Origin of the sequence: Pantoea sp. 9140, assembly GCF_000745295.1 — a bacterium.
GTDB classification, from domain to species: Bacteria; Pseudomonadota; Gammaproteobacteria; order Enterobacterales; family Enterobacteriaceae; genus Pantoea; species Pantoea vagans.
Genome location: NZ_JQNO01000001.1, coordinates 2,201,013 through 2,226,222, shown reverse-complemented (window position 1 = coordinate 2,226,222; position 25,210 = coordinate 2,201,013). Strand labels below are relative to the sequence as shown.

Sequence of the window (25,210 nt, the reverse complement as noted above, 5' to 3'; positions counted from 1 at the left end):
CATGGCGATTGACGGACGTAACTTACAGATCCTGGCGAACTACTGCGCTGCTGCGGCCGACGCGATGGCCTTTACGCTGATGCGCACCGCGCACTCCACCTTCGTGAAAGAGACGGAAGATTTCTCCTGCCAGATCGTCAGCCGCAGCGGGCTGGCGTTTGCCTCGCCGCGCAGCTTTGGCGCGCCCTGGTACAGCGGCATCGACTATGCGCCGGTGCTGGCGCTGATAGAAGAGTACGCCGAGGGCGATATCTGCATTACCAACGACGCCTATGCTGGCAACGTGGCGACTCACTCGCCTGATATCCACATCTGGAAGCCGGTGTTCCATCAGGGTGAAATCGTCTGTTTCGTGGTGGGCCACATTCATAACACTGACGTCGGCGGCGCCGTGCCTGCCTCGCTGTCGCGCTCGCTGACCGATATCGTGCAGGAGGGGATCCGCATCCCGCCGCTGAAGATCATGCAACAGGGGCAGCTTAATGAAGAGATCGCCAGCATTATGCGGCTCAACGTGCGGGTGCCGGACCAGAACTGGGGCGATTTCAAGGCGCAGCTGGCCTCGGTGAACGTCGGAGAGCGCAAAATCCACGACATCATTGCCCGCTTTGGCATTGATGATTTTTTGCAGGGCATTGAGGGCATTCTCGATTATGCTGAAGCGCAGGCGCGCACGATTATCAGTACCATTCCCGACGGTGAATACTTTTATGCCGACTACGCCGATGAAGATGGCGAGGGCGGCTATCCCTGTCGCATCGCCATTACGCTGCGGGTGCAAGGCGATCGGCTGGAGCTGGACTACACCGGCAGCGACCCGCAGCTGGCGTCGTCGCTGAACATGCCGACCGGCGGGCGCGAGCGGCATCCGCTGGCGCTGGTGGGCGTTACCTATGTGCTCTCCACCCTTGATCGTTCACTGCTGCTCAACGCCGGTACGCTGCGGCCGACCCGGGCAATTCTGCCGCCTGGCACGGTGATGAACTGCGAAGCACCCGCAGCGGTAGGGATGCGCTCGCTGACCTGTGCGCTGTCGCAGATTGCGACGATTGGCGTCTTCTCGCTGGCGATGCCGGACCGCCTGCCCGCGAATTCACCGGGCGGCAACTCGATCATGAACATCCGTACCCAGACACAGAACCATAGCGTGGTCGCCTCACTGGGGCCGGTGGGCGGTGGCGCGGGCGGCACGCCGCGTCATGACGGACCCGACGGTTCCGGCGGTCTTTCAGCCTTCCTGAAAAATACCCCGATCGAGATCAATGAAGCGGAAGTGCCGATTCGCTTCCATCGCTACGGACTGGCGCAGGACAGCGCTGGCGCCGGTCGCTATCGCGGCGGCTTAGCCACCGAAATGGCGTTCGAGATTTTCTCGCCCAACACCACTATTACCGCGCGCAACCGTAACCGGTCAGTGTTTGCCTCGGCGGGTGTAGTGGGCGGACAGAGCGGCGCGCTGTCGACCTTCCGTACCCGGCGCAACGGTGAAGTTATTAATCACGGTAACACCGATGTGATCCACTGCCAGCCGGGTGACGTGGTCGACGTGCGCGGACCCGGCGCGGGCGGTTACGGCCTGCCATCGCAGCGCGATAGTGAGGCAGTCATGCAGGATTTGCGCTGTGGCTATCTCAGCGTGGCGGCGGCCAGAGCGCAGTATGGCGTGGTGGTGACAGATAACCGCGTGGATCGTGAAGCCACAGAATGCCTGCGCGCTGACATGCCACAGCATCCAGTGCATCATTTTGAGCACGGCGAAGCACGCCAGCGCTTCGAAACGCTCTGGACGCCACAGCGTTATCAGTTGCTGACCGCCTTTCTGGCCAGCGCGCCGGTGAGCTGGCGTCACTTCCTGAAAACCCAGGTATTCCGGGTGGTGGAGGAGACAGGCGAAACGGCGGATATGAATCAAATATTCAGTGATTTGCGTCAGCGATACCCGGCAATGGCGAACAGTTGACGGCGATGGCTCATCGTCTACTACGCTTTAAGTCTGTAAGGACAACGAGGGGAAACGCGACGATGAGCATGAAAACCAGTGATTTTTTTGTCCAGCGACTGAAAGAGTGGGGCGTCACACGCATTTACGGCTACCCGGGAGACGGGATTAACGGCGTGCTGGGGGCGATTCAGCGTGCGAATGCCAAAGGCGACGGCATCGAATTTATTCAGGTGCGCCATGAAGAGATGGCGGCCTTTATGGCGGCCGGACACGCGAAATTTACCGGCGAGCTGGGCGTCTGCCTGTCGACTGGCGGACCGGGTGCAACCCACCTGCTGACCGGACTCTATGACGCCAAAATGGACCATGCCCCGGTGCTGGCAATTGCCGGACAGGCAGAAGCGACCGCGCGGGGTGCCAGCTATCAGCAGGAGATGAATCTGGATCGCATCTTCTCGGACGTCGCCAACTTCGTTCAGGAAGCCTCGACCACGACGCAGGTGCGCCATCTGCTGGACCGTGGCGTGCGCATTGCCAAAGCGCAAAACGGCGTTGCGGTGATCATCATCCCTAAAGATATTCAGGATGAAGAGTGGCAGCCGCCGCAGCATCTGCACGGCTTTACCCATTCCGGCAGCGGCTATCAGCGTCCTAAAGTCATTCCTTACGAAGCGGACCTGCAACGCGCCGCCGAGGTGCTTAATGCCGGTAAAAAAGTGGCGATTCTGATTGGCGCAGGCGCACGCGACGCCGCCGTTGAAGTGGTGCAGGTCGCCAATGTGCTGGGTGCAGGCGTGGCGAAAGCGCTGCTTGGCAAAGATGTGCTGCCGGACGATGCGCCTTTTGTTACCGGCTCGATTGGCCTGCTCGGTACCAAACCTTCATCCGATTTAATGCAGAACTGTGACACGCTGCTGATGATCGGCAGCGGCTTCCCGTGGACGGAATTTCTGCCGGAAGAGGGCAAGGCGCGTGCGGTTCAGATAGACATCGATCCCGCTATGCTTGGCCTGCGCTATCCCAGCGAAGTCAATCTGCATGGCGATGCGGCTGAAACCCTGCGTGCGCTACTGCCGCTGCTCACCCACAAAGAGGATCGCAGCTGGCAGGAGGATATCGCGGTTCAGGTACGTGACTGGTGGACGCTGATGGAAGAGCGCGCCATGGCACCCGCTAATCCGGTCAATCCGCAGCGGGTGGTGTGGGAGATGTCACCTCAGTTGCCGGACAACGCGATTGTCACGTCGGATTCCGGCTCCTGCGCCAACTGGTTCGCCCGCGACTATCGGGTGAAACAGGGTCAGCGTGCCTCGCTCTCCGGCGGCCTGGCCTGTATGGGCGCGGCGGTGCCTTACGCGATTGCAGCGAAATTTGCTCACCCGGAGAAACCGGTGGTGGCGCTGGTGGGTGATGGCGCGATGCAGATGAACAACATGGCTGAGCTGATCACCATCCAGAAATACTGGCAGCAGTGGGCCGATCCGCGCCTGATCGTCTGCGTGTTCAATAATCAGGATCTTAATCAGGTCACCTGGGAGCAGCGCGTGATGGAGGGTAATCCGCGCTTCGAAGCCTCGCAGCAGCTGCCGGACGTGAAGTATGCCGAGTTTGCGCAGTCGCTGGGGATGGTCGGAATTTTTGTCGATAACCCGGACGATCTGGCCGGTGCCTGGCAGCGTGCGCTCAGTGCCGATCGCCCTGTCTTGCTGGAGGTGAAAACCGATCCGGAGGTCGCGCCGTTACCGCCGCACATCACCCTTAAGCAGGCAAAAGCCTTTATGGCGTCGATGGTGAAGGGCGATCGCGGGGCCGCGCAGATCATCAGCGACACCGCCAGTCAGCTGTTTCATAAAAAGCATTAAGGGCTAAGTGAGGCGGTCGCGCCTCGCTAACCTTGATCCCCGGATGCACTCGCGTCCGGGTCTTAAACCCCTTCTTCATACTCAACGGGAGTCTTGTTATGACTGCTCATTCCAGCCCTGTCTGGTTAATCTCGGGATGTTCGACCGGTTTTGGTCGTGAACTGGCGCAGCAGACCATCGCGCGTGGTTTTAAGGTCGTCGTGACGGCGCGTGATACGGCGTCGATTGCCGATCTGGTTGAAGGACACGACAACGCACTGGCGGTGGCGCTGGATGTGACCCGTCAGGCGAGTATCGACCAGGCCGTCAGCGCAGCACTGGACACGTTCGGCACCATTGATGTGCTGGTAAACAACGCCGGTTACGGCTATCAGAGTTCGGTGGAAGAGGGTGTGGAAAGTGAAATCCGCGCCCAGTTTGATGCCAATGTTTTTGGCCTGTTCGCTCTGACGCGCGCCGTACTGCCTGCGATGCGCAAGGCGCGCAGCGGTCATGTCATCAACATTACCTCCGTGGCAGGCCTGATTGGCTTTGCCAGCTCAGGCTACTACTCTGCCAGCAAACATGCGGTGGAAGGCTGGTCCGATTCACTGGCGCTGGAAGCGGGGCCGCTGGGCATTCACGTGACCTGCGTAGAGCCCGGTCCGTTCCGCACCGACTGGGCCGGACGCTCACTGCATCAGACGCCGAGTAAATTGCCGGAATATGCAGAGACCGCGGCTGCGCGGATGAAAGCGACGTCCGAATACAGCGGTACTCAGAAAGGCGATCCGGCACGGGCCGCCACGGCAATGATCGCCATCACCGAACATGACAACCCGCCACGCCATCTGGTGATGGGGGCCTGGGGCCATGACGCCGTAACCAGCAAGCTCAAAGAGCGCCTGGCTGAGATCGAAGCGTGGAAACAGACGTCAGTGGAGACGGATTTTCCGGAATAGAGGTGAGTGCTCTGTGGGTGGCGGGAAGCCGTTAAAATACGAAAGGCCCGTTTATCGGGCCTTTAAGCGCTAATCGAGTGCCTTAGCTTCCTGCGTTTCACGCGCATTCAGCTCTTTCAGCTTACGGCGCAACAGGGCAGATGAGGAACGTTTTCTCGCCTGAGCTAACTGGGCTTTAATGGCGGGCAGATCGGGCCGGGCCAGCCACTCAGCAATCAAAAGTGCCCTTAACTCCTTATATCGGGTTTCAACCGGAGCCAAAGGGGTTGTTTCATCGTGTGTATCATAAAACGACATAGCAAGCTCTCCCTGTAGTCACTACTTTATAAGCCTGGAAACAGTCCGGGATTAAAGGTTGCGGCGCTTTCTTTGGCAACCCTGTTCGGCGATTGTAGCGTAGTTCATTTTTTAACCCAAGCATGGCGTCATAAATCTCTTCCAGGGGAGTCGGACGATTGCGTTCAGCGATCTCTCCCGACGCAGGCTGGAAAATAAAACCGCCGATAGAGAAGCTTTCATGGTGTGCCATTAACGCAAGTACTACGCTTTTTAAAACGACTGCACTACCTAATCCGGGAATGCTGATGTGGCGAAAATCGCCCAGGCAATCCAGACCATCGAACACGTCAAAACAAACCTCAGCCAGGCCATTAACCGGAAAGGAGATACCTGTTGGCATCCGATATCCGATGCGGATAAAGGTCTGTTCATCTATCCGGTCGCCAACGATGACAGTGTAAGTTTCGCTACCGACAACAAAAACGTAGCTGTGATAAATCTGGCGATCATAAATGAATCTTTTTCGCCTGATTTCGTAGTTTTCGAGATAAATATCTTCTTCAATGTGCACTTCTCATCCCTGCCGTAATGTATAAATCCCTGAAAATCGATTTTTCAGTTACTGCTGAGATCAGTCGAATATCCATATTAAAAGTGTGGTTATGCATTCCAGCATTTCATCTGCTCTTGCTGATTAACAACATCGTTTTGTAAGCCAGACCGCAAACCATTCACCTATCACGCCCCCTTATCGCGCAGCCCTGCGCCATCATCGCGCTTAAAAAATAAACAGCCACCCACCCCCGACATCATAAGAATTCGATCTTGTATCCCAGGCCGTATTCCATCTGGCATCCCTGTCTCAGACCGCTCGCATCACCGCTAACTGGCACGCTTCATGCACTAGCTGACAGGTACAATTCTGGCGAGGTTACTCATGTTTGACTCCTTATTAGACGAAGATGCCACCACGATGGCCGCACTGATCCGCAGCGGGGAAGTCTCGGCCTGCGAGCTGACCGGGGCAGCACTCGCGCGGATGGAACGGCGGGAATTGGTGATACAGGCCTTTTGTACGCCGACCCCCGAACTGGCGCTGGCACAGGCCAGAGAAGTGGATGCCCGACGGGCGCGTGGAGAAACGCTGGGCGCGCTGGCAGGCGTGCCGCTGGCGGTGAAAGATTTAATCTGCACCGCTAATGTCCGAACCACCTCCGGTTCGGCGGCGTACAAAGATTTCGTACCGGAAGATGACGACATCACGGTGGAGCGATTGCTGGCCGCCGACGCCATCCTGCTGGGCAAAACCACCGCGCCTGAGTTTGGTTACAGCGGTGTCGGACACAATCCGCTGTTTCCGTCGCCGCGCAATCCCTGGAATCTGGGGATGACGCCAGGCGGTTCCAGTGCCGGCTCCGGCGCGGCGGTAGCGGCGCGACTCTGCCCGATTGCACTGGGCAGCGACGGCGGCGGCTCGGTACGCATTCCGGCGGCGCACTGCGGCATTTTTGGCTTTAAGGCGTCAATGGGCAGGGTGCCGTTGTGGCCCGGCTGCCGCGATGAGCGCTATCCCGGCGTGTCGAGCTGGGAGTCGCTGGAACACATCGGGCCGATGACGCGCAGCGTGCGCGATGCCGCCCTGATGATGTCACTGATGGCGGGGCCGGATATGCGTGACCGCCACTCGATCCCCTGCAGCGACGTTGACTGGCTGGGTGCACCAGAACAGCTGCCCGGCAAACTGCGTATCGCCTTCAGCGCGGACTTTGGTTATGTGGCGGTTGACCCGGAAGTGCGGGCGGTGGTCAGCGCGGCGGTGCAACGCTTTGCCGCTGAAATCGGTGCGGAGCTGGAACTGGCCGATCCCGGTTTCCCGGATCCGGCTGCCGCCTTTGGCGCGCTGGTGGCGATGGAGAGCGATCTTACCGGCATGCGCCAGATGATGGCGGAGCAGGGCAGCGCGATGTCGCCGCATCTGGTCGCCATGCTGCAGCGCGACTGGCGGGCGGAAAACTTTACCGATGCCATCGCCACCCGCAAAGCGGTCAGCAACAGCCTGTGGCGCTTTATGCAGCGCTTTGATCTGCTGATCACGCCGACGCTGGCAGTGCCGCCATTTCCGCTGGGGATGCAGGGACCGGAGATCATCGATGGCCGTATGGTCCGCAACGATCACTGGCTCTCGTTCTGTTACCCGTTCAACTTCACCGGACAGCCCGCCGCGTCCGTGCCCGCCGGTTTTACCGCCAGCGGCCTGCCCGTCGGGATGCAGATTGTCGGACGTCATCTTGATGATGCGTTAGTGCTGGCTGCCAGTGCCGCTTTCGAGCGCATTCAGCCGTGGAATCACCTTCAACCCGGAATCGCCCAATGAAAACATCTGATACACCTGCGCTGGAGCAGGAGTTTGAACATGAGCCGGTGCCGCTGTCGCATCGTCATTCCACCCGCTCCGTCTCGGCGGTCTGGTTTGGATTCCCGATGATCCTCACCAACGCGCTGTTTGGCGGCATTATCACCTGGCACCTGGGCTTCTGGCCCGCGCTGATTGCTATTCTGCTGGGCAACCTGGTGCTGTTCGCCTATGTCGGTGCGCTGAGCTGGTTCGCCGGTAACACCGGGATGAACTTTGCTTTACAGGCCAGACGCACCTTTGGCAGCAAAGGCTACATTCTGGTCTCGGGTTTTCTCTCGACGGTGGTGATCGGCTGGTATGCTTTCCAGACGGGTCTTACCGGTACGGTCATTAACCAGACCTTTGGCTGGAATGCGCTGGCGGTGACGGCTTTTGCCATGATCCTCTATACCGGTATCACGTTCCTGGGCGTGCGGGCACTGTCGGTGCTGGGGATGATTGCCGCGCCGCTGTTTGTGGTGCTGGGGATAGTAGCGCTATGGCTGATCGGCAAACAGCACGACTTCTCCATCGTGACGCAGTGGAAGGGCAGCGCCAGCGCCGCCGGTGCGATGAGCATGGGCACCGCTGTCACTATGGTGGTGGCCGGCTTTGCCGACTCCGGCACCATGACCGCTGACTTTACCCGCTGGTCGAAGAATGGCCGCTCGGCGGTGATCGCCGCGTTCTCTGCATTCCCGGTCGCCAATGTAATCTCCTATCTGTTCGGCGTGGTGATTGTGGCAGTGGGCGCGGCGGTTGATCCGCTGACCAACGGCGGTAACTTCCTGCCGATGCTGATGGGACACAGCGCCTTCCTGTCGGTAGTGGCCTGTCTGTTTGTCTTTATCAACCTGGGATCGGTCTGCACACACTGTCTCTACAATGGCGCGGTGGGTTTCAGTCATCTGTTCAGCAGCAAAATGCGACTCTGGACGCTGATCCTCGGTGCCATTGGCGGCGTGCTGGCGCTGGCGGGGGTCTGGTCTTACTTCCTGGCGTGGCTCAGCCTGCTGGGGATTGTGGTGCCACCGTTTGGTGCGGTGATGATTGTGGACTTGATTTTCATGGCGCGCATCAGCGAGCAGCGTCCGGCGCAGCGTTTCCGTGGCACCGCGTTTGCCGCCTGGGCGATTGGCAGCCTGTGTGCGGTCATCGCCCATGTGGCTTTCCCGCAGTTTGGCGAAGCGGTAATCGGTCTGGTGACCGCCGCCATCAGCTACACCCTGATCACTAAAATGCGCATGCCGCGCCCGGTAATGGAGAACAGCAATGCCCGATTACAGCGTTAATTCGACCCCCTACGCCTGGCCGTTTGACGGCAGCTTTACCCCGGCTGACACGGCGCTGATCGTGATTGATATGCAGACCGATTTCTGTGGCGTCGGCGGCTATGTCGACAGCATGGGCTATGACGTGAGCCTGACCCGCGCGCCTATCGCCCCACTGCAACAGGTGCTGGCGGCGATGCGCGTCCGGCAGTTTCCGATTATTCATACCCGTGAAGGGCACCGGCCCGACCTCAGCGATCTGCCCGCTAACAAACGCTGGCGCTCGCGACGGATGAACGCCGGGATAGGCGATGTGGGACCCTGTGGCCGTATTCTGGTGCGCGGGGAACCAGGCTGGGAGATTATCCCGGAGCTGGCTCCGTTGCCGGAGGAAGTGGTGATTGATAAACCGGGGAAGGGATCGTTTTACGCCACCGATCTGGAGCTGATTCTGCGCAGTCGCGGTATCCGTAACCTGATCCTCACCGGCATTACCACCGACGTCTGCGTCCACACCACGCTGCGCGAAGCCAACGATCGCGGCTTTGAATGCCTGGTGCTCGCCGATTGCTGTGCCGCAACGGAGCGGCGTCATCATGAGGCGGCGCTGAGCATGATCCATATGCAGGGCGGCATCTTTGGCGCGGTCGCTACGTCGGCCGCGCTGCTGGATAGCCTGGGCGTGTAGCGTATTGCATCCCATAGCAAGAGGTGCTGCCCTGATTCTCAGGATGATTCCGCATAGCCTGAGCGCCGTTATCCGCTCAGGCTATGCGCAGCACTATTCCCGCTGCGTCTCCTCTGGCGCAGGTAATGTCATCAGCGCGGCGAGCTGATCGGCGGGCACTGCCTGACTGAACAGATAGCCCTGTAACTGATTACAGCCTGCATCTGCCAGTGCAGACATCTGCCCTGCGGTCTCCACACCTTCTGCCGTCACCATCAGGCCCATGGCGTGACCCAGTTTCACCACGGACTCGACAATCGCCACGGAATTTTCCGCCACGCCCAGCGACTGGGTGAACGAGCGGTCGATTTTGATTTTGTCCACCGGGAAGGTGCTGAGGTAGTTGAGGCTGGAGTAGCCAGTGCCGAAGTCATCCAGCGCGATGCGGAAGCCCGCCTCACGCAGCGACACAATAATCTCGCGTGCTTCGCGTTCATCCTCGATTAACACGCCTTCGGTGATTTCCAGCTCCAGCCGCTTTGGGTCACCGCCGTGCTGGCTGACAATCGTCATCACACGGTCAACAAAGCCGGTAGAGCGGAACTGCACGGGCGAGACATTGACCGCCACCAGCAAATCGGGAAAGCGCTGCTGAGTGGCACAGGCTTCAGCCAGCACCCATTCGCCCAGCGGGATAATCAGGCCGGTCTCTTCGGCAATCGCGATAAATTCACCGGGTGCGATCAGGCCGCGTGTCGGGTGATGCCAGCGCAGCAGCGCCTCGATGCCGACCATCTGCTGACCGCCAACGTCCATCAGGGGCTGATACCACACTTCCAGTCCCTGTCGGGTTTGCAGTGCCGTACGCAGATCGGCGGCAATGGTCTGCCGCGTCTGCACTGACTCATCCATCGCCCGTTCAAACTGACGAAACCGGCCACGTCCGCCACTTTTGGCTTCATACAGCGCAATATCGGCTTTGCGCATCAGCTCCAGCCGATCAATGCCGTCTTTAGGTGCCAGCGCCAGTCCGATACTGGCCCCGCTCCAGACATCGCTGCCGAACAGGGTAAACGGCTGAGCCAGCTCGTCAATCATGCGCTGCGCCAGGCTGTTCACCTGACCGATGTTATCGACCTCCGGCATCACCACGATAAATTCATCGCCGCCGATGCGTCCCACGGTATCGCTGGCACGCACGATACGGTTCAGGCGCTGCGCCACCGCGATGATCAGCTCATCGCCAGCATGATGACCGTGGGTATCGTTGACGGCCTTAAAGCGGTCGAGATCGATCAGCAGCAGCGCTACCCGCTGATCGTTGCGCGTCGCCAGGGCCAGCGCCTGGGTCAGCCGGTCTTCCACCAGCGCGCGGTTCGGCAGTCCGGTCAGCACATCATGAAATGCCAGATGCTGCGCCTGCGCTTCTGACGCGCCAAGCCGGAGCATCGATTGCGAGAGGTTAACCGATGAGTTCCAGAGTCGCCGCACCATATACAGGCAGAGCAGCGATATCGCCAGCACCGCCAGCCCGGTAGACGGCCCGATAGTACGCAGCATCTGCGCGCCCGGACGGGAGGGGATCCAGTTGAGATAGCCGACCGGCTCGCCCGCCTGGGCGATCAGCAGATAGCGCGCGCTGGTGCCGGACTGAGACGAACCGTCGGAGAAGTGCAGTCCCTCCAGCTGATTGCGCTCCGCCAGGCTAGCCAGATAACCGTCATCGAGAAATTTCAGGCTCACCAGCCGGAAGCGCGGCAGGTCATCGCTATCCCGCTGGATGTTACCCACGGCAAGTGCCGCAGCACGCTGGGTGATACGGGCATAATCGGCGTTATCCTGGCGCCTGGGATCCTGGATCAGCGTGTTTTGCAGCACATCACCAATCAGCGGATCACTCTCTGCTGCGGAGACGGTCTGGCCTTCACGCCAGACTCTGACGATCTGGTTTTGCGCATCCAGCACCATAATCAGCTGATGACCGAACATCTCATAGAGCCACTGCCCGATGTTCTCATCCAGCCACCTGTCGCTGTTGCCCTCTGCCAGATGCTCCTCAAAGGGACGCCAGCGTGACAGGCTATGCAACTGGCGCAGATGCTCATTCAGACTTTGCGAAAAAGAGGCCTCAATCATCCGCTGTTGCTGATGCCGGGCCTCAGTATTGGTCAGTGATGTGCCAATAAACAGTGCCGTACCTGCACCGGCAAATGTCAGCACAAGGATAGCCACCAGCGGCACCAGCACTTCGCGCAGGAAACTGCGGCGAAAATCAGAGGAAAGTTTAAGGGTGTTAATCATATTGTTGTTTTTCTCTGCACCAGGGCAACAGCTTAAAAATTAGCAGATAGCAACTGATCGTCCATGAAAAGCGTGATGGATAGTGAACAGGCGAGCGTTTTTCTGTTAACGGGTGGCCGGGGAACGCTGACAGTCAGGAAAAGAAAGTGAGCGCGTTTTATCAGTTATTTTAATGAGGATGGCAGTCATGCCATTGGCATTCAGGTCAGGATTGTACATCCTGACCTGATGCGGTAAGGCTGAAGGCCTCAGCAACCCCATCACTGCGCATTTCCTGCCAACTTCGCTGCTATGGTTCATACTCATGAGCGCTGATTGTGTTACAGACGGATAACCGTGTAGACAACGGTTACTGAGTGGGTCACTTATCTGACAGCCTGCGCCTGTCAGCTAACAAAAAGGGAAAATAATGCCATTGTTATTCGGTGAGTTATCTGGTTTCCCGTCATGGGTGCCTGTTGTATTACTCGTCTCGCTTTCATTTGTTCTGGGTTTTCTGGCTCGCCTTATCCTGCTTGCTTTTATCCGCTACTGGCAGAGCCGTGACAGAAAGCTGTTCAAATCCCTGGAAAAGCACCTTAGCGGTTCGATGTTCTTTTTCGTGCCGTTATTAATGATCAATGTCGGGATTAACTACATCGATTTCCATCCTGAATCACTCGAACTCATCACCAATATCATCAACGTCTTTATTATCATGTCATTCTGCTCGGTCTTAATCCGACTGACCAACGTGGCGCAGGATATGCTTTACATTCGCTATGACATTAATATTTCCAATAACCTGCGTGCGCGAAAAATCCGCACCCAGATTATTTACGTCAAAAAAGTGGTTATTGTCATCCTGGTGCTGTTCTGCGTTTCGCTGATTCTGCTGAGTTTCCCCGGCGTCCGTAAATTCGGTACCACCATTCTGGCCGGTGCCGGTGTCGCCGGTATCATTATCGGTTTTGCTTTACAGAAGTCGCTGGTTAACCTCTTCGCCGGTATTCAGATTGCCTTTACCCAGCCCATCAAGATTGATGATGCGGTGGTGGTGGAAAAGGAGTGGGGCTGGATTGAGGAGATCAACCTGACTTATGTGGTGGTGCGCATCTGGGATCTGCGTCGTCTGGTGCTGCCGATTACCTATTTCACCGAGAATCCGTTTCAGAACTGGACGCGCAACAATGCCCAGATTTTAGGCTCAGTGTTTCTCTACGTGGATTACTCGATGCCGCTGGAGCCACTGCGCAAGCATTTCGAGAAGGTGTTGAGTGAAACCAAACTCTGGGATCAGGAAACCTCAGTGCTTCAGGTAACCGATACCACCGAGAAAACCATGACCATCAGGATGCTGATGACTGCCCAGAACTCGCCGATCGCCTTTGATTTACGCTGTTATGTGCGTGAAAAAATGATCGAGTTTATTCAGCAGAATTATCCGGAAAGCCTGCCACAGGTGAGGGCGTCGCTGACGGAGAGTGGGGGGGATAAGGTTGGGATAGCGGGGCTGGAGTAAAAGATCTTTAGTGAAACAGAAACGGCAGTTTACGTGAGCCTGTACGTTAACTCATGGCTGCCGTTTTTCTCTCGAAGTCTGAAAGTAATCCTGCGCGTTTGTGACTTTACCGGGCCGGGCAGACGTTAACGAGCCGGATAGAGGCAACAAATGCCCACGTATTGTAAAATTGGCCTGCAAAACATTCCGCATAACGATCAGGATTGCCTTCTTCAAAACATTATTCTGTCTGTGAAAAGACAGCTGGTTCAGGGCTTCCTCTTTTAAAGGCGCTTGGGTATAAAACTTACTGAATTATTATTTTCTTTTGATTATCCACAGACAGTCAGCATTCGGTTTTTATTTGTGCCGTTTAAATGAAATGAACCTTTCACCACGCCATTCTCATAGCGCCTGCCTTAAAATTTACCACTCAAAAATAAAAATTTTGCTCTTTTGTCAATTTATGCAAAGGCGGGGGTTGCTAAATATCACGATGACTGTTGACAGCTAAATCAGTGGGTTAGACGTTAATGTGTTTTTCATATGTCAAAAAACTGGTAGGAAAGCGAAACGCTGAGAAACATAACTTTACATTGCTTTTTTTATCTGACTCTCAGAAAGCTAATAAAAGGCGTGATTTTAAACAAAAAATCTTAAATCAGGAAGTGTGGGTTTTTTGCAATGAGCAGATGACGAATATCGCCATATACTTTCAGCATATTCGTTGAATGAATATAAACCTGCTTTATTAACGACAATTTATCGCTGCATTGCTGGTGCGAGACCGGCGTCTTAGCACAGGAGAGAGAAAAATGGATCAAACCGCATTCATGATCGGGTTTTCGGTCATGGCCATCGCATCACTGATTATCTACGCGACGGGCGACAAAAAATATCCTTTTGGTCACCATACACTGGTGCACGCATCCGTCCCGTTCATTGCGGCCACGGCCTATCTGGCCATGGCGTTTGGGTTTGGCAACCTCACGCTGGATAGTGGCACAGTTGTGTATCTGGCACGTTATGCTGACTGGTCTGTCACCACGCCTCTCTTACTGGCCGGGCTGGTCATGCTGGCTTTCCATGAACAGGGTAAGCCGGGTGAAATGGGCGGTTTTCTGACGGCCATCATTGTGCTGGATGTGATGATGATCGTCACCGGTCTGGTCTCTTCGCTGGCGGAAAATACTGTCGCTAAATGGGTCTGGTATCTCTGGTCATGCGCGGCATTTCTGGGCGTTGTTTATCTGCTCTGGGGACCGCTGCGTGCTATAGCCGCTACGCGAGGTAGTGCGCTGGCAGGTGCCTATAACAAAAACGTGGCTTTGCTGACCATCGTATGGTTTATCTATCCGATCGTTTTTCTGGTCGGTCCGGAAGGACTCAGGATCATCACTGATGCAACATCGGTCTGGGCATTCCTGATTCTGGATATCATCGCAAAAGTTTTCTATGCCTTCTACGCCGCGGCTAACATGAAGAAAGCCCTTTCTCATGCCGTGCCTGTTGGTGCAGTACGGAGATGACAGGCCAGGGGCGGTTCGGATGGGCAGGACTCTGGGGGGCAGCGCTGGCTGCCTCTTTCAGCCCTCTTGCCGGGCAGGTACTGTTTGCGATCGTCGCCATTGGCCTTATCGGCATGGCGCACGGTGCCAGCGACCTTGACGTGGTCCGACGCGAACGTCAGTTCCCGTTCCTTGCCGCCTATGGGCTGGTCATTGTGATTTGTCTGTTCTGGTGGCACGGTGCGCCGGCACTGGCGCTGCCCGTTTTTCTCCTGGCCTCTGCTATACACTTTGCGCTGGAGGATGCCCCTCATGGATGCGGTATTGAACGTCTGGCGCGGGGGATAAGCATGATAGCGACGCCAGCCACACTCCATTTGCAGGCGTTCAGCACCATTCTTCACGAGGCGGGGCTGGGATTTCCGATGCCACACTCTTTTGCTATGGGTATTGCCCTCACAGGGGGACTCTGTGCAGCAGGCCTTATTTTTGTGGGCTTACTCCGCCGGGACAGGCGTCTTCTGGCCGGTACACTGGCATTGTTACTTCTTCCGCCTTTCGTCGGTTTTTCAATGGGCTTTCTGATTTTGCATGCGCTCCCGCAAACCCGGCAGCGGCGCGATCGGCTGGGGTGCAACAGTACCATCCGCTACCTGCAAGCGACATGGCCGATACTGACAGCAGCAATCCTGTTGGCGGCGGGCACCATTGTGCTAATGCATCCCACGGACAAAGCGGGTATTCAGTCACTCTTTACTGCGCTAGCCGCACTGGCAATTCCACATATGCTTATTACGCCCTGGTTTGAATCCCGGCATCAGGTGTGAAGCCATTGTGCTGCACTCTGACTACGTTATCGGGAGAGCAGGGCCGATTGCTTCATGCTGAACACTATTTTCATAAACCTCTGAGCCTTAACGTCCCTCTATCCTGACTCTCACATTCACCTCTCCTTCACCCCCGCGTCACCGTTCTGTCATCTGCTTCCCTCAGGCTTACCCCATCCCGCAGCGTCTTATCACTGCGTTCCCACTCTGTAACCCGTGAGGATTTCATCGTGATGGAGTTATCCAGACATCCGACCACTGTCTATCAGGCTGTTGCCGCCCAACTGGAGCAGGCGCTGAAAGAGCGTTACCGCTGCGGCGACTATCTTCCTTCCGAACAGCAGCTGGCCGATCACTATGAGGTGAATCGCCACACGCTGCGCCGGGCCGTTGATGAGCTGGTGCACAAAGGGCTGCTGCAGCGCCGTCATGGCGTTGGCATTCTGGTGCTGATGCGCCCGTATGACTATCCGCTGCATGCCCAGGCGCGCTTCAGTCAGAACCTGATGGAGCAGGGCAGTCACCCAACCAGCGAACGGCTGCTGGCGGTGCTGCGTCCGGCCAGCAACGACGTTGCCAATGCGTTAGGCGTAAAAGAGGGCGACAACGTCATTCATCTGCGCACCCTGCGCCGCGCCAACGGCGTGCCGCTCTGCCTGATCAACCATTTCCTCGCCGACCTTAGCTGGTGGCCACAGCTGCAGCAATTTAACAGTGGATCGCTACACGACTTCTTAGTCGAGCACACCGGCAAGCAGCTGGTGCGCACCCAGACGCGCATCAGCACCCGCCGGGCGCAGGCGAAGGAGTGCCGTCAGCTGGATATCGCGCTGCATGCGCCACTGCTCTGCGTGCGGACCCTGAACAAAACCAGTGATGGCGCACTGGCGGAATACTCCGTCAGCCTGACGCGCGGCGACATGATCGAACTGACTCTGGAGCACTAATGAAACAGCAAACGGATCGTCAGCGCTGGCTGTCGGTGCTAGCGCACAGCAGCGCCTCACTGCTTGAACAGCACTGGCAGGCGCTTAACCTCCAGCCCGAATTCACCCTGATTCGTCCGGCAGAGATCGGGCTGACGCGGTTACAGGCGCGGATGGGGGCCACCGGTAAACGCTTTGTGATGGGCGATGCCACGGTGACGCGCGCGGTGGTGCAGCTGGGCGACGGCACCCTGGGCTACAGCTATCTGCTGGGGCGTGACAAAGCCCATGCCGAACGCTGCGCTCTGCTGGATGCGCTGTTGCAGCAGCCGGAAACCCGGCCCCTGCTGGAAGAGAAGATTATTACCCCGCTGGCGGCGTGGCGCGATGAGCAGCGACAGCTGCGCGCCCGTGAAATCGCCAGCAGCAAAGTGGATTTCTTTACGCTGGTTCGCGGAGATAACTGATGACATTACTGGCAAGTTTTAACCATCCGGTCGCGGATGCACAGCGTGCGTTTCGCCGCATTCTCAAAGCGATGAGCGAACCGGGCGTGATGGTCTCGCTGCCGCTGCAACAGGGCTGGGGCGCACTGTCACCGGCGGCCACAGCGCTGCTGCTGACGCTGGTCGATCAGGAAAGCCCGGTCTGGCTGGATGCGCAAATCGACAACGAACAGCTGCGCAACAATCTGCGCTTCCATACCGGCGCGCCCATCACTTCGCAGCAGGACGCACCTTTTGCCCTGAGCCATGCGGCGGCGCAGCCGGATCCCACGCAGTTCGCGGCGGGTGACAACCTGTCGCCGGAAAAAAGCACCACGCTGATCATCGAAGTGCCGTCGCTGAATGGCGGATTAACGCTGCGTCTCTCCGGTCCCGGCCTGCGGGAAACCCGCGCCATTGCGCCACAGCTACCGGAAAGCGTACTGCACTATTTGCGCACCCGTCCGCATCCCTTCCCGCAGGGCGTGGATCTGATCTTCACCTGTGGCGAAGCGATTATGGCCGTGCCGCGCACCACCGTTGTGGAGGTGTGCTGATGTATGTCGCGGTGAAAGGGGGCGAAAAAGCCATCTCAAATGCCCATCAGTTGCAGGCCGATCTGCGACGCGGCGACAGGGCAGTGGCCGAACTTGGCTGCGATCAGGTGGCGCAGCAGTTGGGGCTGGCGGTGGATCGGGTGATGACCGAAGGCGGAATATACGATCCGGAACTGGCGGCGCTGGCGATCAAGCAGGCCAGCGGCGATCTGGTCGAGGCGATCTTTCTGCTGCGCGCCTATCGCACCACATTGCCACGCCTGGCGGAGAGCACGCCGCTGGCGACCGGTGCGATGCGTATCGAACGCCGCATCTCGGCAGTCTACAAAGATCTGCCGGGCGGGCAGGTGCTGGGTCCAACCTATGACTACAGCCACCGGCTGCTCGACTTCACGCTGCTGGCTAACGGTGAAACGCCCGCTGCGCCGCGTGACGATCGATCGGTGCCTGACCAGTGTCCGCACATGTTCAGCATGATGACTGAGGAAGGGCTGGCCGCTGGCGAGGTGGATGACGGCAGCGAACCGGTTGATATCACCCGCGAGCCAGTGAGTTTTCCCGCTTCACGCGCCGCGCGGCTGCAACAGCTGGTACGCGGCGACGAAGGTTTTCTGCTGGCGCTGGGCTATTCGACCCAGCGCGGCTATGGCCGTACCCATCCGTTTGCTGGCGAGATCCGCACCGGCACTCTCAGCGTCAGCATCTGTCCCGAAGAGCTGGGTTTTGAGCTGGATATCGGAGAACTGCTGCTGACGGAGTGTGAAATGGTCAACGGCGTCGCCCACAGCGATGACGCTGCGCCGCAGTTTACCCGTGGCTACGGGCTGGTGTTTGGCCGCGCCGAACGCAAAGCGATGGCGATGGCGCTGGTGGACCGGGCGCTGCAAAGCCGCGAGCAGAATGAGCGCGTGACCAGCCCGGCGCAGGACGAAGAGTTTGTGCTGTCACACGCCGACAACGTCGAAGCCGCGGGTTTTGTCTCGCACCTCAAGCTGCCGCACTACGTCGATTTTCAGGCCGAGCTGGAATTGCTGAAACAGCTGCAGCACGATTATCAGGAGCGCAACCATGGCTGAACTCACGGGCTATAACAATGGCTATCTCGACGAGCAGACCAAACGCACCATCCGTCGCGCCATCCTCAAAGCGGTGGCGATCCCCGGCTATCAGGTGCCGTTTGCCGGACGCGAGATGCCAATGCCTTACGGCTGGGGCACCGGCGGCATTCAGATCACCGCCAGCGTCATTGGCGATCAGGATGTGCTTAAGGTGATCGATCAGGGCGCAGATGACACCACCAATGCGGTGTCGATCCGCCAGTTCTTTAAGCGGGTCAGCGGTGCGGCGACCACCGAACGCACCGCCGATGCCACGCTGATCCAGACCCGGCATCGCATTCCGGAAACGCCGCTGGAAGAGGATCAGATCTTGATTTTCCAGGTACCGATCCCGGAGCCGCTGCGCTTTATCGAACCACGCGAAACCGAGACTCGCACCATGCATGCGCTGGAGGAGTACGGCATCATGCAGGTGAAGCTGTATGAAGATATCGCCCGCTACGGCCATATCGCCACCACCTACGCCTATCCGGTGCGGGTCAACGATCGCTACGTGATGGATCCGTCGCCCATCCCCAAATTCGACAACCCGAAGATGCACATGATGCCCGCGCTGCAGCTGTTTGGTGCCGGGCGCGAAAAGCGCATCTACGCCTTGCCGCCTTACACCCGCGTGGAGAGTCTCGACTTCGACGATCACCCCTTCACCGTGCAGCAGTGGAAAGAACCCTGCGCGCTGTGTGGCTCGCGTCACAGCTACCTCGATGAGGTGGTGATGGACGATCAGGGAACGCGGATGTTTGTCTGCTCCGACACCGACTTTTGCCATCAGCAGCAGGAACAGCAACATGCACAGTGAACAGCCGCTGCTTGCGGTGAACCAGCTCACCCATCTTTATGCGCCGGGCAAAGGGTTTGAGCAGGTCAGTTTTGATCTCTGGCCCGGCGAGGTGCTGGGGATTGTCGGCGAGTCCGGCTCCGGTAAAACCACGCTGCTGCAGAGCCTGTCGGCGCGTCTGACACCGCAGCAGGGCAGCATTCTTTATCAGAATCGCGACCTTTATCAGATGAGTGAAAGCGACCGCCGTCGTCTGCTGCGCACCGAGTGGGGCGTGGTGCATCAGCATCCGATGGACGGGCTGCGTTCGCAGGTCAGCGCGGGCGGCAACATCGGTGAACGGCTGATGGCAACCGGGCAGCGCCACTATGGCGACATCCGCGCTGAAGCGAGCCGCTGGTTACAGGCGGTAGAGATAGACGCCGGGCGCATCGACGATCTGCCGACCACCTTTTCCGGCGGGATGCAGCAGCGTCTGCAGATTGCCCGCAACCTGGTGACGCAGCCGCAGCTGATGTTTATGGATGAGCCGACCGGCGGCCTGGATGTCTCGGTACAGGCGCGACTGCTGGATCTGCTGCGGACGCTGGTGCGCGAGCTGAATCTGGCGGTGGTGATTGTCACCCACGATCTCGGCGTGGCGCGACTGCTGGCGCATCGCCTGCTGGTGATGAAACAGGGGCGGGTGGTGGAGAGCGGTCTGACCGACCGCGTGCTGGACGATCCTCATCATCCTTACACTCAACTGCTGGTCTCTTCGGTGCTTAATTAAATGACGAATCACACTCCGCGCCTGCGGGTCGAAAATCTGTGTAAAACCTTTGTGCTGCACAACCAGAACGGCGCGGCGCTGCCGGTGCTGCACAACGCCAGCCTGACGGTAGGCGAGGGCGAATGCGTGGTGCTGCACGGTCACTCCGGCAGCGGCAAATCCACGCTGCTGCGCGCGCTTTATGGCAACTATCAGCCCGACAGCGGCCACATCCGGGTTGCCCATCAGGGCGAGTGGATCGATATGGCGCAGGCATCAGCGCGCCAGATTATCGCCCTGCGCCGCGACACGCTGGGCTGGGTGAGCCAGTTTCTGCGGGTGATCCCGCGCGTGCCGACGCTGGAAATTGTGATGCAGCCGCTGCTGGAGCGCGCCGTGGATCGCGAAATCTGCGAAGCGCGGGCCGCCGAACTGCTGACCCGGCTGAATGTGCCGCCGCGTCTCTGGTCGCTGGCCCCGTCCACCTTTTCCGGCGGTGAGCAGCAGCGGGTGAATATCGCACGCGGCTTTATCGCCGACTATCCGGTGCTGCTGCTGGATGAACCCACCGCCTCGCTCGACAGCGTCAACAGCGCGGCGGTCGTGGACTTAATTGAACAGGCGCGCGCCCGGGGTGCCGCCATCGTCGGTATTTTTCACGATCGGGCGGTGCGCGAGCGGGTAGCCGACCGGCTGCACCTGATGCATCCGATCGACACAGGAGTGCAGGCATGATTATCAATAACGTCAGACTGGTGCTGGAAAACGAGGTGGTGACCGGATCGCTGGAGTTTCGCGACGAGCGCATCACCAGCTTCAGCGAAACCACCAGCCAGCAGCCGGGTGCGCTGGACGGCGAAGGGGCCTGGCTGCTACCGGGGCTGGTGGAACTGCACACCGATAACCTCGACAAGTTTTTCACCCCACGCCCGAAAGTGGACTGGCCCGCGCACTCGGCGATGAGCAGCCACGATGCACTGATGGTCTCAAGTGGGATTACCACCGTGCTGGACGCGATTGGCGTGGGTGATGTGCGCGACGGTGGGCACCGGCTGGATAACCTCAGCAAGATGATCGACGCCATCCGCGACAGCAACCGCAAAGGGCTGAACCGCGCCGAGCATCTGCTGCATCTGCGCTGTGAACTGCCGCATCCCACCACCGCGCCGCTGTTTGAAGCGCTAATGGGCACGCCGGAGCTGGCGCTGGTGTCGCTGATGGACCATTCGCCGGGCCAGCGTCAGTACGCCTCGCTGATCAAATATCGCGAATATTATCAGGGCAAATATCAGCTCAACGACGCCGAGATGGACCAGTTCGAGCATGACCAGCTCACTCTGGCGGCGGAGTGGTCGCAGCCCAATCGTCAGGCGATTGCCGGACTGTGCCGGGAGCATGGCATCGCCATCGCCAGCCACGATGATGCTACCGCGGCGCACGTGGAAGAGTCTCACGCGGCAGGCAGCCGCATTGCGGAGTTTCCAACCACGCTGGAGGCGGCGCGTGCCTCGCGCTATCGCAACATGCAGGTGCTGATGGGCGCGCCCAACATCGTGCGCGGCGGCTCGCACTCCGGCAACGTTGCCGCCTGGGAACTGGCGTCACACGGCCTGCTGAATATTCTCTCATCCGACTACTACCCGGCCAGCCTGCTGGATGCGGCGTTCCGGCTGGCGGCTGACGAGCGCAACAGCCTCGGCATGGCGCAGGCCATCGCGCTGGTGACCTGTAACCCGGCCCGCGCATTAGGTTTATTCGATCGCGGCGTCATCGCCGAGGGCTGCCGCGCCGACCTGGTGCTGGCGCACACCGCCCACGGCTATCCGCACGTGCGGCACGTCTGGAGTAAAGGCCGGCAGGTGTACTGATGGCACGGCTGATCTGGCTTACCGGTCCCTCCGGCTCCGGCAAGGACAGCCTGCTGGATGCGCTGCGGGCGGCACCGCCGCCCCGGCTGCTGATCGCCCATCGCTACATCACCCGCGCCGCCGATGCGGGCGGTGAAAATCATGTGGCGCTGACTGAAACGGAGTTTGACCGTCGCGCCGCACTCGGTCTGTTCGCGGTGAGCTGGGAGGCGCACGGCTTCCGCTACGGCATTGGCTGCGAGACGGAACAGTGGCTGCTGCGCGGGCAGAATGTGGTGGTGAACGGGTCGCGGCTGCACCTGGCCCAGGCGCAGGCGCGGTTTGGATCGCAGCTGCTGCCGGTCTGTCTGCAGGTGACGCCCGCGGTGCTGGCGGCGCGGCTGCGTCAGCGCGGGCGCGAAGATGAGGCGGAGATTGCCCAGCGGCTGGCGCGCGCTGCCCAGCCACAGCCCGATGGCTGCCTGATTCTTAACAACGACGGCGCGCTGGCGGAAACCGTCTGCCAGCTGCGCCAGATACTGGAGGCGCATCAATGATACCTGGCACCAATGGAAACCTTCCGGCAGCGATATCCATAACCGGAGGCGCATCCATGAAACTCACTCTTCTCGGCACCGGCGGGGTGACGGCCGCGCCACTGCCGGGCTGCGACTGCCGCGCCTGTCAGCGGGCGCAGCGCAACAGCACCCATGCGCGTGCGCCCTGCAGCGCGCTGATCGCGTTCGGCCACGAGCGCATCCTGCTGGATGCCGGTCTGCCGCTGCTGGCGTCGCGCTTTCCGCCCGGCACGCTGACGCGCATTCTGCTGACCCATTACCACATGGATCATGTGCAGGGCCTGTTTGCGCTGCGCTGGGGAAAGGGCACACCGATTCCGGTCTGGGGGCCGCCCGATCCACGCGGCTGTGACGACCTCTACAAACACCCCGGCCTGCTCGATTTCCGTCCCGCCTTAACGCCGTTTGTGGCGCACGCCTTTGGTGAACTGCAGGTCACGCCGCTGCTGCTGCAGCACTCGAAGCTGACACACGGCTATCTGTTCGACTGGCACGACACCCGGCTCGCCTGGCTGTGCGACACCTGCGGACTGCCGCCCGACACCGCCGATTTCCTGCGCGGCCAGCCGCTGGATCAGCTGGTGATTGACTGCAACGACCCGCCGCGTGCAGAGGCGGGCAACCACAATGATGTGACCCGGGCGCTGGCGATTGCGGCGCTGCTTCAGCCGCGTCAGACCTGGCTGACCCATCTCAGTCATGAGATGGATAACTGGTTAGCAGAAAATCCGTTGCCTGAGGGTGTGCAGCCTGCCCGTGATGGCCAGACGCTGCTGTGCGGTGCGCACTGGCCTGTCACGGTTTGATCATCTCGCTGTCATCCCGCGTTCATCGCGTCACGCCTTAATAACCGGCAGACGCAATCAGCGATGACGGAGAACAGCATGGCACAGGCACTTCTGAAAACGGTGGTCGATAACGATGCACCACCGGCCAGCCTCAGCGGACAAAAAGTGTTGTCGGTGCAGAAACTGAGCAAAGCCTATGGCGACACCCAGGTGCTGGATCAGGTCAGTTTCGACCTGCACGCCGGTGAGCTGGTGGCGGTGATTGGCCGCTCGGGCGCGGGTAAATCAACCCTGCTGCATATGCTCAACGGCACGATTAATGCCACGTCCGGCGCGATTATCAGCCTGCATGAAGGCGAAGCCGATCGTAACGTGGTCACGCTCAGCAGCCGCCAGATGCGCGAATGGCGCAGCCAGTGCGGCATGATCTTTCAGGATTTCTGTCTGGTGCCGCGACTCGACGTGCTGACCAACGTGCTGCTGGGCCGTCTGAGCCAGACCGGGACGCTGAAGTCCTTCTTTAAAATCTTCTCTGACGAGGACCGGGCGCACGCCATCGAACTGCTGCAGTGGATGAACATGCTGCCGCAGGCGCTGCAGCGGGCGGAAAACCTCTCAGGCGGGCAGATGCAGCGCGTGGCGATCTGCCGCGCCCTGATGCAGAACCCGAAAATTCTGCTGGCCGATGAGCCGGTGGCGTCACTCGACCCTAAAAATACCAAACGCATCATGGATGTGTTGCGTCAGGTCAGCGAGCAGGGGATCAGCGTGATGGTCAACCTGCACTCAATTGAGCTGGTGAAAAGCTACTGCACCCGGGTGATTGGCATTCAGCGCGGCGTGGTGCTGTTTGACGGACATCCTTCCCGACTCACCGACAGCCTGCTTCACCAGCTGTACGGCGATGAACTTAACCAAATCCATTAACGTCCACAGCAAGAGAATAATTCCGAATGAAACTGACTTCTTTAGCACTTCTGACCAGTGTCATGGCGTTGGGTGTCAGCGCAGCGGATGCGCCAAAACAGCTTAATCTGGGGATTCTGGGTGGGCAGAACGCCACCCAGCAGATCGGCGACAATCAGTGTGTGAAGACCTTCTTTGATAAAGAGCTGGGTGTGGATACCCAGATGCGCAACGCCTCAGACTATTCGGGCGTGATCCAGGGCCTGCTGGGCGGCAAGATCGATATGGTGCTGAGCATGTCACCGGCCTCGTTTGCCTCGGTCTACCTTCAGGACCCGAAAGCGGTGGATGTGGTCGGCATCGTAGTCGATGACAAAGATCAGTCACGCGGCTACCACTCTGTCGTCATCGTCAAAGCGGACAGCCCGTATAAAAAGCTGGAAGACCTGAAAGGCAAATCGTTCGGCATGGCCGATCCTGACTCGACGTCCGGCTTCCTGATGCCCAACCAGGCGTTTAAGAAGATGTTCGGCGGCTCGGTGGATGACAAATATAACAACACCTTCTCCAGCGTCACCTTCTCCGGCGGCCATGAGCAGGACATTCTGGGCGTGCTGAACAACCAGTTTGATGGCGCGGTTACCTGGACCTCACTGGTCGGTGACTACAACAGCGGCTACACCTCTGGCGCGTTTGGCCGTCTGATCCGCATGGATCACCCGGACCTGATGAAGCAGATCCGCATCATCTGGCAGTCGCCACTGATCCCCAACGGGCCGGTGCTGGTCAGCAACAAGCTGCCCGCTGACTTCAAAGCGAAAGTGGTGTCGGCAATTAAAAAGCTGGATAAGGAAGATCACGCCTGCTTCGTGAAAGCGGTGGGGGGCCAGCAGCATATCGGTGAGGCGACCGTTGCGGACTATAAAAGTATTATCGATATGAAGCGTGACCTGATGAAAGGCAGCCGCGGCTAAGGCCGACGACGCCCTGACTTTCCCCGCCC

24 protein-coding genes are annotated in these 25,210 nt (G+C 58.9%); 21 read left to right on the top strand and 3 right to left on the bottom strand.

Annotated features, from left to right (window positions below; genetic code table 11):
* The first annotated feature begins 1 nt into the window (after window position 1).
* The 3 genes from FA92_RS10505 to FA92_RS10495 all read left to right on the top strand — a co-directional run bounded on the left by FA92_RS10505 (window position 2) and on the right by FA92_RS10495 (window position 4,745).
* The gene (locus tag FA92_RS10505) at window positions 2–1,960 is read left to right on the top strand and encodes a hydantoinase B/oxoprolinase family protein (protein WP_033783464.1); all 1,959 of its coding nucleotides are present in this window, start codon (window positions 2–4) and stop codon (window positions 1,958–1,960) included.
* 62 nt (window positions 1,961–2,022) lie between these two features.
* Window positions 2,023–3,804, top strand: a complete 1,782-nt coding sequence (locus FA92_RS10500; RefSeq protein ID WP_033783462.1) for a thiamine pyrophosphate-requiring protein — start codon at window positions 2,023–2,025, stop codon at window positions 3,802–3,804.
* Window positions 3,805–3,902: 98 nt separating this feature from the next.
* Window positions 3,903–4,745, top strand: a complete 843-nt coding sequence (locus tag FA92_RS10495; protein WP_033783460.1) for an oxidoreductase — start codon at window positions 3,903–3,905, stop codon at window positions 4,743–4,745.
* Window positions 4,746–4,814: 69 nt separating this feature from the next.
* On the opposite strand, the gene FA92_RS10490 is transcribed toward FA92_RS10495, so the two are convergent.
* Together FA92_RS10490 and FA92_RS10485 are read right to left on the bottom strand one after the other, a co-directional pair.
* Window positions 4,815–5,042 carry a hypothetical protein gene (locus FA92_RS10490; RefSeq protein WP_013358359.1) on the bottom strand — a complete coding sequence of 76 codons (228 nt, stop codon included), beginning with the start codon at window positions 5,040–5,042 and terminating at the stop codon, window positions 4,815–4,817.
* Window positions 5,029–5,595 carry a hypothetical protein gene (locus FA92_RS10485; protein ID WP_013358358.1) on the bottom strand — a complete coding sequence of 189 codons (567 nt, stop codon included), beginning with the start codon at window positions 5,593–5,595 and terminating at the stop codon, window positions 5,029–5,031. The genes FA92_RS10490 and FA92_RS10485 overlap by 14 nt, the downstream gene beginning before the upstream one ends.
* Window positions 5,596–5,961: 366 nt before the next feature.
* Between FA92_RS10485 and FA92_RS10480 the strand changes: the two genes are divergently transcribed.
* Genes FA92_RS10480 through FA92_RS10470 form a run of 3 tightly spaced genes read left to right on the top strand, consistent with a single transcriptional unit; the run spans window position 5,962 to window position 9,378 of the window.
* Complete coding sequence (locus FA92_RS10480) at window positions 5,962–7,398, top strand: amidase family protein (RefSeq protein WP_033783459.1); 1,437 nt, start codon at window positions 5,962–5,964, stop codon at window positions 7,396–7,398.
* Window positions 7,395–8,711, top strand: a complete 1,317-nt coding sequence (locus FA92_RS10475; RefSeq protein WP_033783457.1) for a cytosine permease — start codon at window positions 7,395–7,397, stop codon at window positions 8,709–8,711. Before FA92_RS10480 ends, FA92_RS10475 begins: the two co-directional genes overlap by 4 nt.
* Window positions 8,692–9,378 carry an isochorismatase family cysteine hydrolase gene (locus tag FA92_RS10470; protein ID WP_033783455.1) on the top strand — a complete coding sequence of 229 codons (687 nt, stop codon included), beginning with the start codon at window positions 8,692–8,694 and terminating at the stop codon, window positions 9,376–9,378. Before FA92_RS10475 ends, FA92_RS10470 begins: the two co-directional genes overlap by 20 nt.
* Window positions 9,379–9,471: 93 nt before the next feature.
* Here the strand turns inward: FA92_RS10470 and FA92_RS10465 are convergent, their stop codons facing one another.
* Window positions 9,472–11,658, bottom strand: coding sequence for an EAL domain-containing protein (locus FA92_RS10465; RefSeq protein ID WP_033783453.1), 2,187 nt, complete (start codon window positions 11,656–11,658; stop codon window positions 9,472–9,474).
* Window positions 11,659–12,067: 409 nt separating this feature from the next.
* On the opposite strand from FA92_RS10465, the gene FA92_RS10460 reads away from it, so the two are divergent.
* The 15 genes from FA92_RS10460 (at window position 12,068) to phnD (ending at window position 25,181) form a co-directional block, all read left to right on the top strand.
* Window positions 12,068–13,159: a mechanosensitive ion channel domain-containing protein gene (locus FA92_RS10460; protein WP_033783452.1), complete on the top strand. Its 1,092-nt coding sequence runs from the start codon at window positions 12,068–12,070 to the stop codon at window positions 13,157–13,159.
* A gap of 794 nt (window positions 13,160–13,953) precedes the next feature.
* Entirely contained in the window at window positions 13,954–14,667 is a 714-nt protein-coding gene (locus FA92_RS10455; RefSeq protein ID WP_033783451.1) for a bacteriorhodopsin, read from the top strand.
* The gene (locus tag FA92_RS10450) at window positions 14,664–15,473 is read left to right on the top strand and encodes a Brp/Blh family beta-carotene 15,15'-dioxygenase (RefSeq protein WP_033783449.1); all 810 of its coding nucleotides are present in this window, start codon (window positions 14,664–14,666) and stop codon (window positions 15,471–15,473) included. Before FA92_RS10455 ends, FA92_RS10450 begins: the two co-directional genes overlap by 4 nt.
* A 233-nt stretch (window positions 15,474–15,706) precedes the next feature.
* Window positions 15,707–16,420: a phosphonate metabolism transcriptional regulator PhnF gene (gene phnF / locus FA92_RS10445; protein WP_013358341.1), complete on the top strand. Its 714-nt coding sequence runs from the start codon at window positions 15,707–15,709 to the stop codon at window positions 16,418–16,420.
* Window positions 16,420–16,866, top strand: coding sequence for a phosphonate C-P lyase system protein PhnG (phnG, locus tag FA92_RS10440; protein ID WP_033783448.1), 447 nt, complete (start codon window positions 16,420–16,422; stop codon window positions 16,864–16,866). Before phnF ends, phnG begins: the two co-directional genes overlap by 1 nt.
* Entirely contained in the window at window positions 16,866–17,441 is a 576-nt protein-coding gene (gene phnH / locus FA92_RS10435; RefSeq protein ID WP_033783447.1) for a phosphonate C-P lyase system protein PhnH, read from the top strand. Before phnG ends, phnH begins: the two co-directional genes overlap by 1 nt.
* Window positions 17,441–18,517, top strand: coding sequence for a carbon-phosphorus lyase complex subunit PhnI (locus FA92_RS10430; RefSeq protein ID WP_033783445.1), 1,077 nt, complete (start codon window positions 17,441–17,443; stop codon window positions 18,515–18,517). The genes phnH and FA92_RS10430 overlap by 1 nt, the downstream gene beginning before the upstream one ends.
* The gene (locus FA92_RS10425; protein ID WP_033783444.1) at window positions 18,510–19,358 is read left to right on the top strand and encodes an alpha-D-ribose 1-methylphosphonate 5-phosphate C-P-lyase PhnJ; all 849 of its coding nucleotides are present in this window, start codon (window positions 18,510–18,512) and stop codon (window positions 19,356–19,358) included. Before FA92_RS10430 ends, FA92_RS10425 begins: the two co-directional genes overlap by 8 nt.
* The gene (gene phnK / locus FA92_RS10420) at window positions 19,348–20,109 is read left to right on the top strand and encodes a phosphonate C-P lyase system protein PhnK (protein WP_013358336.1); all 762 of its coding nucleotides are present in this window, start codon (window positions 19,348–19,350) and stop codon (window positions 20,107–20,109) included. Before FA92_RS10425 ends, phnK begins: the two co-directional genes overlap by 11 nt.
* Window positions 20,110–20,823 (top strand): phosphonate C-P lyase system protein PhnL, encoded by a 714-nt coding sequence (gene phnL, locus FA92_RS10415; RefSeq protein ID WP_033783443.1) that lies wholly within the window; start codon window positions 20,110–20,112, stop codon window positions 20,821–20,823.
* The gene (gene phnM, locus FA92_RS10410; protein ID WP_013358334.1) at window positions 20,820–21,956 is read left to right on the top strand and encodes an alpha-D-ribose 1-methylphosphonate 5-triphosphate diphosphatase; all 1,137 of its coding nucleotides are present in this window, start codon (window positions 20,820–20,822) and stop codon (window positions 21,954–21,956) included. The genes phnL and phnM overlap by 4 nt, the downstream gene beginning before the upstream one ends.
* The gene (gene phnN / locus FA92_RS10405; protein WP_033783441.1) at window positions 21,956–22,492 is read left to right on the top strand and encodes a ribose 1,5-bisphosphokinase; all 537 of its coding nucleotides are present in this window, start codon (window positions 21,956–21,958) and stop codon (window positions 22,490–22,492) included. The genes phnM and phnN overlap by 1 nt, the downstream gene beginning before the upstream one ends.
* Window positions 22,493–22,548: 56 nt before the next feature.
* Window positions 22,549–23,319, top strand: a complete 771-nt coding sequence (gene phnP, locus FA92_RS10400) for a phosphonate metabolism protein PhnP (protein ID WP_033783440.1) — start codon at window positions 22,549–22,551, stop codon at window positions 23,317–23,319.
* 78 nt (window positions 23,320–23,397) lie between these two features.
* Window positions 23,398–24,228: a phosphonate ABC transporter ATP-binding protein gene (gene phnC, locus FA92_RS10395; protein WP_013358331.1), complete on the top strand. Its 831-nt coding sequence runs from the start codon at window positions 23,398–23,400 to the stop codon at window positions 24,226–24,228.
* A 26-nt stretch (window positions 24,229–24,254) separates the two neighbouring features.
* Window positions 24,255–25,181: a phosphonate ABC transporter substrate-binding protein gene (gene phnD, locus FA92_RS10390; RefSeq protein WP_033783438.1), complete on the top strand. Its 927-nt coding sequence runs from the start codon at window positions 24,255–24,257 to the stop codon at window positions 25,179–25,181.
* The last annotated feature ends 29 nt before the right edge of the window (window positions 25,182–25,210 follow it).

Bases quoted from the DNA above. Each gene is read 5' to 3' on its own strand.
- FA92_RS10425 (WP_033783444.1), top strand. From the start codon at position 18,510: ATGGCTGAACTCACGGGCTATAACAATGGCTATCTCGACGAGCAGACC.
- phnN (WP_033783441.1), top strand. From the start codon at position 21,956: ATGGCACGGCTGATCTGGCTTACCGGTCCCTCCGGCTCCGGCAAGGAC.
- phnH (WP_033783447.1), top strand. From the start codon at position 16,866: ATGACATTACTGGCAAGTTTTAACCATCCGGTCGCGGATGCACAGCGT.
- phnL (WP_033783443.1), top strand. From the start codon at position 20,110: ATGACGAATCACACTCCGCGCCTGCGGGTCGAAAATCTGTGTAAAACC.
- FA92_RS10500 (WP_033783462.1), top strand. From the start codon at position 2,023: ATGAGCATGAAAACCAGTGATTTTTTTGTCCAGCGACTGAAAGAGTGG.
- FA92_RS10450 (WP_033783449.1), top strand. From the start codon at position 14,664: ATGACAGGCCAGGGGCGGTTCGGATGGGCAGGACTCTGGGGGGCAGCG.
- phnG (WP_033783448.1), top strand. From the start codon at position 16,420: ATGAAACAGCAAACGGATCGTCAGCGCTGGCTGTCGGTGCTAGCGCAC.
- phnF (WP_013358341.1), top strand. From the start codon at position 15,707: ATGGAGTTATCCAGACATCCGACCACTGTCTATCAGGCTGTTGCCGCC.
- phnM (WP_013358334.1), top strand. From the start codon at position 20,820: ATGATTATCAATAACGTCAGACTGGTGCTGGAAAACGAGGTGGTGACC.
- FA92_RS10480 (WP_033783459.1), top strand. From the start codon at position 5,962: ATGTTTGACTCCTTATTAGACGAAGATGCCACCACGATGGCCGCACTG.
- phnC (WP_013358331.1), top strand. From the start codon at position 23,398: ATGGCACAGGCACTTCTGAAAACGGTGGTCGATAACGATGCACCACCG.
- phnK (WP_013358336.1), top strand. From the start codon at position 19,348: ATGCACAGTGAACAGCCGCTGCTTGCGGTGAACCAGCTCACCCATCTT.
- FA92_RS10460 (WP_033783452.1), top strand. From the start codon at position 12,068: ATGCCATTGTTATTCGGTGAGTTATCTGGTTTCCCGTCATGGGTGCCT.
- FA92_RS10465 (WP_033783453.1), bottom strand. From the start codon at position 11,658: ATGATTAACACCCTTAAACTTTCCTCTGATTTTCGCCGCAGTTTCCTG.
- phnD (WP_033783438.1), top strand. From the start codon at position 24,255: ATGAAACTGACTTCTTTAGCACTTCTGACCAGTGTCATGGCGTTGGGT.
- FA92_RS10455 (WP_033783451.1), top strand. From the start codon at position 13,954: ATGGATCAAACCGCATTCATGATCGGGTTTTCGGTCATGGCCATCGCA.
- FA92_RS10470 (WP_033783455.1), top strand. From the start codon at position 8,692: ATGCCCGATTACAGCGTTAATTCGACCCCCTACGCCTGGCCGTTTGAC.
- phnP (WP_033783440.1), top strand. From the start codon at position 22,549: ATGAAACTCACTCTTCTCGGCACCGGCGGGGTGACGGCCGCGCCACTG.
- FA92_RS10475 (WP_033783457.1), top strand. From the start codon at position 7,395: ATGAAAACATCTGATACACCTGCGCTGGAGCAGGAGTTTGAACATGAG.
- FA92_RS10505 (WP_033783464.1), top strand. From the start codon at position 2: ATGGCGATTGACGGACGTAACTTACAGATCCTGGCGAACTACTGCGCT.
- FA92_RS10490 (WP_013358359.1), bottom strand. From the start codon at position 5,042: ATGTCGTTTTATGATACACACGATGAAACAACCCCTTTGGCTCCGGTT.
- FA92_RS10430 (WP_033783445.1), top strand. From the start codon at position 17,441: ATGTATGTCGCGGTGAAAGGGGGCGAAAAAGCCATCTCAAATGCCCAT.
- FA92_RS10495 (WP_033783460.1), top strand. From the start codon at position 3,903: ATGACTGCTCATTCCAGCCCTGTCTGGTTAATCTCGGGATGTTCGACC.